This window comes from Nonlabens sp. SCSIO 43208, from assembly GCF_050703575.1.
In the GTDB taxonomy this organism is placed as follows: Bacteria; Bacteroidota; Bacteroidia; order Flavobacteriales; family Flavobacteriaceae; genus Nonlabens; species Nonlabens tegetincola.
This window is the reverse complement of record NZ_CP065365.1, coordinates 1308835-1318613: the sequence shown is the minus strand read 5'-3', so window position 1 is coordinate 1318613 and position 9779 is coordinate 1308835. Positions and strand designations below refer to the sequence as shown.

The window sequence follows — 9779 nt, the reverse complement described above, 5'->3', positions numbered from 1 at the left end:
CTAAATAACTTATTGTAGCCAATTCATTAATTTAACCAACATTTAACATTTCAAAAATAATAAAAATTAGTGATTATAAATTGTAAGAATTTTTCTAATATTTATTTACTCGATTAAAAACTGATAAAATCGATTAAAATCGAAAATAGTTAATTTCATACAATATCGATTGTTTAAATTTTATTGAATATTTAAAATCACCAAATAAAAAAGAACATCTTGAACTTACTTTGAGCTATATTATCACACCGCTAATCTGATAAAATAAGTAAACTATAAAATTAATATACTCATTTCTTGAATTATCTTTTTACTCTGATTATCATGTGGTCTACATAACTAGAATTTTCAATATAATTTTAAGATTACAAACCCCAAAAGAACAGACAGAATTACTAAAATAATTGACTATTTTTGCCCTCAATTTCCAACATAAATTATGAGTTTTATATCCGAAATTAATAGACGCCGCACCTTTGGTATTATATCTCACCCAGATGCAGGTAAAACAACACTTACCGAAAAACTCCTTTTATTTGGTGGTGCCATACAAGAAGCAGGTGCTGTTAAAAGTAATAAAATAAAAAAAGGCGCTACTAGTGACTTTATGGAGATAGAGCGCCAACGAGGAATTTCTGTAGCAACATCTGTTTTAGCTTTTGAATACAATGGTATAAAGATAAACATACTAGATACGCCTGGGCATAAAGATTTTGCCGAGGACACTTTTAGAACTTTAACAGCTGTTGATAGTGTCATAGTCGTAGTAGACGTTGCAAAAGGTGTGGAAGAGCAAACTGAAAAACTTGTAGAGGTTTGTAGAATGCGTAACATTCCTATGATTGTATTCATCAATAAAATGGATAGGGAAGGAAAAGATGCCTTTGACCTACTAGATGAAATTGAGCAAAAGTTACAACTCACAGTGACACCATTGAGTTTTCCAATAGGAATGGGATATGATCTTAAAGGAATTTATAATCTTTTTGAAAAAAACATAAGATTGTTTACTGGAGAGTCTTCTAAAGACATTAATAAAACTACTTCCATAGACGATTTAAATGATACGGCATTAGACAACCTAATTGGAACTGAAAGCGCTCAAACATTACGAGAAGAACTTGAAATGGTAGAAGGTATCTATCCAGAATTTAATGAGAAAGATTACCTAGACGGTAAATTGCAACCCGTATTTTATGGTAGTGCACTACATAATTTTGGCGTAAAAGAGCTGCTAGACGCATTCATTAAAATAGCCCCTACTCCTAGACCTAAAAATGCTGAGGAACGATTAGTAAATCCTAAAGAAAAAGATTTTAGTGGATTCGTTTTCAAGATACACGCGAATATGGACCCTACACACAGAGACAGACTGGCTTTTGTGAAAATTGTAAGCGGGACTTTTGAACGGAACAAACCTTATAAACATGTTAGGTTAGATAAAAACTTAAAATTCTCCAGCCCTAATGCATTCTTTGCAGAAAAGAAAGAAATTGTTGACATATCGTACCCAGGAGATATTGTAGGTCTTCACGACACGGGAAATTTTAAAATCGGTGACACTTTAACTAGTGGTGAGATCCTACATTATAAGGGAATTCCTTCATTCTCACCAGAACATTTTAGATACATTAATAATGCCGATCCTATGAAAGCAAAACAGCTTGCTAAGGGTATTGATCAATTAATGGATGAAGGTGTAGCGCAATTATTTACTCTAGAACTAAATGGTCGTAAAGTTATTGGTACTGTTGGCGCCCTGCAATTTGAAGTAATTCAATATAGACTGGAACATGAATATGGAGCAAAATGTTCCTATGAGAACCTTAACGTGCACAAAGCTTGCTGGGTGGATACCAAAGATTGGAAAAGTGAGGAGTTTTTAGATTTTAAAAGAGTTAAGTCCAAGTTCTTAGCTAAAGATAAACAAGGTCAATTGGTATTTCTAGCAGATAGTGCTTTCTCTCTTCAAATGACGCAACAAAAATACCCTAGTATCAAATTTCACTTCGTATCGGAATTTGAATCCATAGCTGTATAATCTTTGCTACGCTTTCGCGAAAGCGTTATTATAAAAAAAGAAAGAGGTTCTTGAAGAACCTCTTTTTTATTAATTACAATTGGAAATCTTACCTAGACCAGAAATTATAAACTCTGATCTACGATTAAGTTGATGTTCCTCTGGAGTACATTCAACTCCATTTGAGCACTTATTAAGTAATTGACGCTCTCCATAACCTTTGGCTGTTAATCTGGACGCATCGATACCATTATCGATCAACCACTGACGAGTACTTCGCGCTCTACGATCACTTAAAGCATCGTTGTAATCATCTGGCGCACGACTATCTGTGTGAGACCTAATTTCAACAGCTATCTGTGGATATAGTTCCATGAATGCTTTAATCTTTGTCAATTCTGCAGCCGCATCTGGTCTTATATTAGACTTGTCAAAATCAAAGTAGATTTGTTTTATGTTTAATAAAGGTGCTATATCATCACAATCTGCTAGCGCTTGTTTATTTTTAGACAATTCCAGCGGTATATCACTATAATCTGTTTGAGAAGGTGTTGTAAACAAATCCTCGTCGGTACCATATTCTCGTTTTTCACCTCGTAGGAAATATTGTTTATCACACTCTAATTTAAATACAAATTTCCCATTAGCCTTAGTAATCACGTCTCCTACAACATTATTATTAGCATCAAGAACGGTTACTAATGCACCATCTATAGGAGCTCCTGTATTTTTATCAGTTACTGTACCAGAAAGAAGGTGCTCACATTCTTTACGCATCTCTTCCGTTTGAATGAAACTATAAATATCGTCATCTCCGATTCCTCCTGGTCTATTACTACTGAAGTATCCTCGCTTACTACCGTCATTTATTATAAATGAGAAATCATCATATTGCGTGTTTATAGGACTACCTATATTTACCACATTAGATACAGATCCATCTGGTTTGATGGAACTTGCAAATACATCTAATCCTCCTAATCCTTGATGACCAGTACTTGCGAAATACAGTGTATTATTGCTACTTACAAAAGGAAAACTTTCTCTACCTTCTGTATTGACATTTTCCAAATTGCGAGGTTCACTGTAATTACCATCTTCTAAAATATCAACTACCCATAAATCAGACTTACCAAATTTTTCTCTCATGTCATAACCAACTGATCCTGGCATATCACTAGAAAAATACAACTTAGTCTCATCTGGACTTAATGCTGGATGTGCTGTAGAGTATTCATCGCTATTAAAAGGTAGCTCAACAGGTTGTGACCATCTTTTTCCCTTTTTAACCGACTTGTATATTTTAAGTCTGTTAACCCCATCAATATCTTGTCTTGCAACACCTTCGGAGTAGTTATTACGTGTAAAGTATACAGTACTACCATCCTTAGTAAATGTAGGTGTACTTTCATGGAACCTTGTATTAAGAACCCCTTTAAATTCCTTGGCATTTCTTAATTCTCCAGCATTTGTTTCATCAGCTTCATAGAGCTCTAAAAAAGCCTGTCCACTCCATGTATGTCTTCTATTTATCAATGAAGAAGTATCTCTAGATGTGGCAAACACTACTTTATCTTTGGCACCGTAATAAGCCGTACCAAAATCACTGGAATAACTATTAACATCCTCTGCATTTTTTATAATAAATCTTCCTGACTGAAAATCAATGATTTGCAGATAATTAGGCTCGTCAGAATATTTTTTGGCTCTTGAATCAAATCCCTTGAAGGAATTAAAAGTGGCCATCAATTCATCTGCTTTCTGATACTGACCAGTAGCTTTTAAAGTTTGAGCATGTCTAAAATAATACTCTGGTTTTACTGACTCTTTGTATTTTTCAAAAAGTAGTGTATAATATTTATTGGATTTTTCTAACTCGTCATTAAAGTAATAAGCATCGGCAAGTTTTGATAAAATCTCTGGTGATTCGTAACCATCTTCAAATAGTTTTTTATAAAGCTTTTGAGCTTCAAAAAAAGCTAATTGATCATACTTTTTATTTGCTTTCTCTAAATCTGACTTTTTCTGTGCATATGAAAAATTCAGAATAAATGTCACCAATAAAAGTGTAGATATATATTTTAATTTCATGATACTATTTTATTAAAAGAATCTTGGTGTGATAATTCTATCGTAGCTGTTGAACAATTCAAATCGCAAGAATAATTCATAACTACCGTCGTTGTATATCGCATTACCTAATTCTGTAGTCTCGCGATCATAGGCAAATCCTATCATCATTTGATCACTTATTTGAAATCCTACTAATCCAGTAACAGCAGCACTCCACCTATAGGCCGCTCCTACTGTGAACTTCTCGTTGAATAAGAAATTTGCCGTTAAGTCAACCTGTAAAGGTGCTCCTTGTACCATCTTTACTAGTCCAGCTGGCTTGAACTTAATGTTATCATTTAAATCAAAAACATATCCCACGGTTCCAAATAAGTGTATACGCTCCTCTGCTATAAACGTGGCTGAACTCGTGTCGTTATCTTCATCAAAATGATCCGTCTGTAATAAATTAGGCGAACTCAATCCTACGTAAAACCTCTCCGTATGATAATACAGTCCTAATCCCACAGTAGGTGACAATCTATTGTCTACATTCTCACTCAATCTAGGATCTCCTGGATCAAAAATATTTAGCTTATTAAAATCAACGTTTAACACGTGGATTCCTCCCTTAAGTCCAAAGCTTAATCTTGCCTCGTCTCCTACGGGAATCGTATAACTAAAATCTGCCGCTACATAGGTCTCATCAGCTGGTCCTATTTCGTCATTCACAACACTCAAACCTAACCCTACTCTACTATTGGCAATAGGAGTATGAAACGACAAGGTTTGTGTGCGTGGTGCTCCATCCAATCCAACCCATTGACTACGATGTAATCCAACTATACTCGCTACACCGCGATTACCAGCATAGGCCGGATTTATAACTATCGGATTATACATATACTGACTGTACTGTGGATCCTGTTGAGCTGTTAACGCTTTCGCGAAAGCGAAAAAAACAAAGACAACTATTAATTTTTTCATGCTTGTAAGTTATAAAAAAAATCAAGCCTTGACCTAAATCAAGGCTTGAATGATTTATCTGTTAATATAAAGATAGCCAGCTAATTGAACTGTCTCATTCTGATCATTGATGTACTCAATTACGTAGAAGTATGTTCCTTCTGGTAATTTCTCGCCTTGTGCTACTGTCACTCTACCTTCTGATATACCTCTAAATGCACGGTTACCATTGTTATAGTTCTCAGTATTATAAACCTCTACACCCCAACGGTTGAAAATACTAACTGTGTTTTCAAAATTCTCGATTCCTTGAATGATGAAGAAATCGTTACGTCCATCACCATCTGGTGTAACTCCATTAAATATCTTAATTTTTCTTGGGTCTGAATCTAGATAATCTGGGATTCCATCATTATCAAAGTCTCCATTTATTAAATCTGGACCTGTAATAATATCATCGTTATCATCATCTAAATCTCTATAATCTGGCTCCTCATCCCCATCTGTATTATTAAGATCATTGCGAGGATCACTGTCCACAAATGCTCCATTTGCATCGTCATAACCACCATTAGGTGTGCTATCAAACGCATCATCAAGACCATCATTATCTGCATCATTTCCTGAAGGCGTAACATCTGGCTGACCATCATTATCGTAATCAAATCCTTCTGTACTATCAGGAACTCCATCATCGTCAGAATCTTCATCTAGATAATCAGGAAGTCCATCACCATCAAAATCTATTGGCATAATTCCCTCTCCAGATCCTGGTGTATTTTCATACGCATCATCTAATCCATTTCCATCAGAATCAACTCCAGAAGGCTCGACATACCCAGCTGTTGATTGACCTTCAACATTATCAGGAATACCATCTCCATCACTGTCTAAATCAAACCAGTCTGGAATTCCGTCTCCATCGCTATCACCATTACCTTCAAGAATATCAATAATACCATCATTGTCATCATCAATATCATCAACATCTGGTATTCCATCTCCATCATTATCTGGATAGTTGTAACCATTGTTCTCTTCAAACACATCTACACCTGAAATTACTGTTACAGTTGTAGGATCTGTCCCTTCTGTTTGTGATGCACTATTTGGCAATGTTGTTTCATCTATATCTACAATAGCATCTCCTGCTGCTATCACGGTAGCCACATAATCACCATTTGCATCTGTAATTACAGTTTGAGTATTCCCTTCAGAATCGGTTATAATTACACTTACTCCTGCAAGATCAGGTTCTCCAGGATCTTGAATTCCATTTCCATTTGAATCTAGATAAACGTGTCCTGAAATAGTCCCTGGAATATTGAAACCATTATTTTCTTCAAACACTGTCGCACCTGCTATTACTGTTACGGTTGTAGGATCTGTTCCTTCTGTAAGGGTTGCACCTGCAGGTAACGTAGTTTCATCAATATCAATCACAACATCTCCAGGCACTACAATTGTTGCAGTATAATCTCCATTATTATCTGTAATTACAGTTTGAATATTTCCATCAGAATCAGTTATAACTACAGTTACTCCTGCAAGATCTGGCTCTCCTGGATCTTGAACTCCATTACCATTTAGGTCTTCATATAAGTGACCTGTTACGGTTGCTGGTGTATTATAACCATTATTTTCTTCAAACGTATCAATGCCAGAAACTACGGTTACAACAGTTGGATCGGTTCCTTGTGTTTGAATGGCACCTACCGGTAGTGTTGCTTCATCTATATCTACTGTAGCATTACCAGGTGCCGAAACTACTGCTGTGTAATTTCCATTTGCATCTGTAACCACTGTAACTATATTACCTAGTGAATCTGTAATGACTACTGTGACACCTGATAATCCAGGCTCACCTGGATCTTGAACTCCATTACCATTGACATCATCATAGATAGTACCAGACACAGTTCCTGGAACATTGAAACCATTGTTTTCTTCAAATACTGTTACTCCTGAAACAGCTATTACCGTTGTAGGATCTGTTCCTTCTGTTTGAACAGCTCCTACTGGTAAAGTAGTTTCATCAATATCTATAATTGTCGCTCCAGGAGCAGAGACATTTACTGTATAATCACCGTTAACATCAGTAACTACAGTCTGCACCATACCTAAAGAATTTGTTATTATCACAGTTACTCCTGCTAAATCTGGTTCTCCTGGATCTTGCACGCCGTTACCATTAACGTCATCATAAAGATGACCTGTAATTACAGATGGTATATTGAAACCGTTGTTCTCTTCGAAAACAGTACTACCTGATGTTACAACAACGGTTGTAGGATCAGTACCTTCTGTTTGTACAAAACCTAATGGTAGCGTATTGTCATCAATATCTACAACCACATTACCAGGTGTTAAAATCAATGCAGAATAATCTCCATTAACATCAGTAGTAACAATTTGTATGTTACCATTACTATCAGTAATTACCACATCTACACCAACTAAATCTGGTTCACCGGCATCCTGTACTCCATTACCATTTAAATCTTCATACAAGTGACCTGTAACTACTCCTGGGATATAATAACCATTATTTTCCTCAAATACAGTAGTACCAGAAATCACAGTTACTGTAGTTGGATCTGTACCTTCACTTAAAATAGCTCCGGCAGGTAATGTAGCTTCATCTATATCAATAGTAACATCCTGTCCTCCGGTTACTGTAACTGTATAATCACCATTACTATCAGTCACGACAATTTGGGTATTTCCTAAACTATCAGTTACGATGACATTTACACCTGCAAGATCTGGTTCACCAGGATCTTGCACACCGTTGTTATTTAAATCGTTATACACGTGCCCTTGTATGGAACCTGTTTCAAGTATAAATCCATCATCTGTAGTTGTCACAGTTGTATTAGTCACTACCGTTATACTCTCTGGATCTGATCCGATGGTAGATAAAATATAACCTGATGGATCAACTACGTCCACATTATAATCTCCAGAAGGGACTGTAGCCGTCCAGTTACCAGTAGCATCTACTGTTACTGTAGTTACAACTCCATTAATATCAGTCAAATTAACTAGTGTACCGGCAGGGAATAAATTATCAACAGTTGGATCATATAACCCATCATTATTTATGTCTTCAAACACAAATCCTGTTACAGTTCCTTGACCTTGATATCCATCATCTGTACTATTATTAGTTGTACCAGCCACAACAGTAACTGTTTCAGGATCACTTCCCACTGTTGTTAATACTGCACCTGTTGGATCAGTAACATCTATAGTCGTATCTCCTGATGGAACTACCACTGACCAACTTCCGTCTGGCTGAGTTGTAACTACTTGTACAACTCCGTTTGAATCTGTAACTACTACATCTACACCACCTAAGCCTGGCTCACCTGCATTCTGTACTCCATCTCCATTTAAGTCCTCAAAGACTAATCCGTTTAAGATTCCATTCTGATCTAAAGGTGTCACCGTTGGATCATCTGGATCTCCATCTGCGTCTGGATCTACATCATTCACATTGTTTGGATCATCACTATCATCGCTCACAGGTCCTAATGGATCTCCATTTGGATCTATAGCGTCTGCTTCTGATACCGCTGTATTGGTTACACTTCCGTTTGCTATATCTGCTGCCGTTAATGTGTAAACCTGATCTGCTATACTTCCTACTGCGCCTGGAGCTAATGTACTTGGAACTACTGGCTCATTTACTAAACCTAGTAAGGCATCACTGATTACTGCATTCTCTACTAATACATTACCATTATTGGTCACTGTAAAGCTGTAGGTAATCGTGTCTCCTGCATCTGTAATACCATTCCCATTAGCATCTACTACTCCTCCGCTTACTTTCTCTAACGATAGGTTTGCTTCTGCTGTAAAGAATCCATCAGCTGGCTCTGTTACATTTGATCCTGATCCTACTGTTGTAGTCGTTGGATCTGTTCCGGCTGTCTGAATATCAGTGCCTGCTGGTAATGTAGACTCATCTATATCGGTTGTCGTATCTCCTGATGGAACTACCACTGACCAACTTCCGTCTGGCTGAGTTGTAACTACTTGTACAACTCCGTTTGAATCTGTAATTACTACATCTACACCACCTAAACCTGGCTCACCTGCATCCTGTACTCCATCTCCGTTTAAGTCCTCAAAGACTAATCCGTTTAAGATTCCATTCTGATCTAAAGGTGTCACCGTTGGATCATCTGGGTCGCCATCTGCGTCTGGATCTACATCATTCACATTGTTTGGATCATCACTATCATCGCTCACAGGTCCTAATGGATCTCCATTTGGATCTATAGCGTCTGCTTCTGATACCGCTGTATTGGTTACACTTCCGTTTGCTATATCTGCTGCCGTTAATGTGTAAACCTGATCTGCTATACTTCCTACTGCGCCTGGAGCTAATGTACTTGGAACTACTGGCTCATTTACTAAACCTAGTAAGGCATCACTGATTACTGCATTCTCTACTAATACATTACCATTATTGGTCACTGTAAAGCTGTAGGTAATCGTGTCTCCTGCATCTGTAATACCATTCCCATTAGCATCTACTACTCCTCCGCTTACTTTCTCTAACGATAAGTTTGCTTCTGCTGTAAAGAATCCATCAGCTGGCTCTGTTACATTTGATCCTGATCCTACTGTTGTAGTCGTTGGATCTGTTCCGGCTGTCTGAATATCAGTTCCTGTTGGTAATGTAGACTCATCTATATCGGTTGTCGTATCTCCTGATGGAACTACCACTGAC

Annotated in this window: 4 protein-coding genes (1 of these 4 running past the window's edge); 1 reads left to right on the top strand and 3 read right to left on the bottom strand. The window is 36.9% G+C overall.

Features of this window, described 5'->3' with window-relative positions; genetic code table 11:
• The first annotated feature begins 439 nt into the window (after positions 1–439).
• Positions 440–2041, top strand: coding sequence for a peptide chain release factor 3 (locus I5168_RS06020; protein WP_431472693.1), 1602 nt, complete (start codon positions 440–442; stop codon positions 2039–2041).
• Between the two features lie 69 nt (positions 2042–2110).
• Here I5168_RS06020 and I5168_RS06015 read toward each other — a convergent pair whose 3' ends face one another.
• The 3 genes in view from I5168_RS06015 to I5168_RS06005 are tightly spaced (at most 54 nt apart) and all read right to left on the bottom strand, a layout consistent with a single transcriptional unit that may run on beyond the window.
• Positions 2111–4111 (bottom strand): OmpA family protein, encoded by a 2001-nt coding sequence (locus I5168_RS06015; protein ID WP_431472692.1) that lies wholly within the window; start codon positions 4109–4111, stop codon positions 2111–2113.
• 12 nt (positions 4112–4123) lie between these two features.
• Complete coding sequence (locus I5168_RS06010) at positions 4124–5059, bottom strand: PorP/SprF family type IX secretion system membrane protein (protein WP_105019606.1); 936 nt, start codon at positions 5057–5059, stop codon at positions 4124–4126.
• Between the two features lie 54 nt (positions 5060–5113).
• Positions 5114–9779: the 3' end of an SdrD B-like domain-containing protein gene (locus tag I5168_RS06005; protein WP_431472691.1), read on the bottom strand. It continues 22673 nt past the right edge of the window; only the last 4666 of its 27339 coding nucleotides appear in the window; its start codon lies beyond the right edge, outside the window; its stop codon occupies positions 5114–5116.

Excerpts from the sequence above, each read along its gene's own strand:
- I5168_RS06020 (WP_431472693.1), top strand. The coding sequence starts at position 440 with ATGAGTTTTATATCCGAAATTAATAGACGCCGCACCTTTGGTATTATA.
- I5168_RS06015 (WP_431472692.1), bottom strand. The coding sequence starts at position 4,111 with ATGAAATTAAAATATATATCTACACTTTTATTGGTGACATTTATTCTG.
- I5168_RS06010 (WP_105019606.1), bottom strand. The coding sequence starts at position 5,059 with ATGAAAAAATTAATAGTTGTCTTTGTTTTTTTCGCTTTCGCGAAAGCG.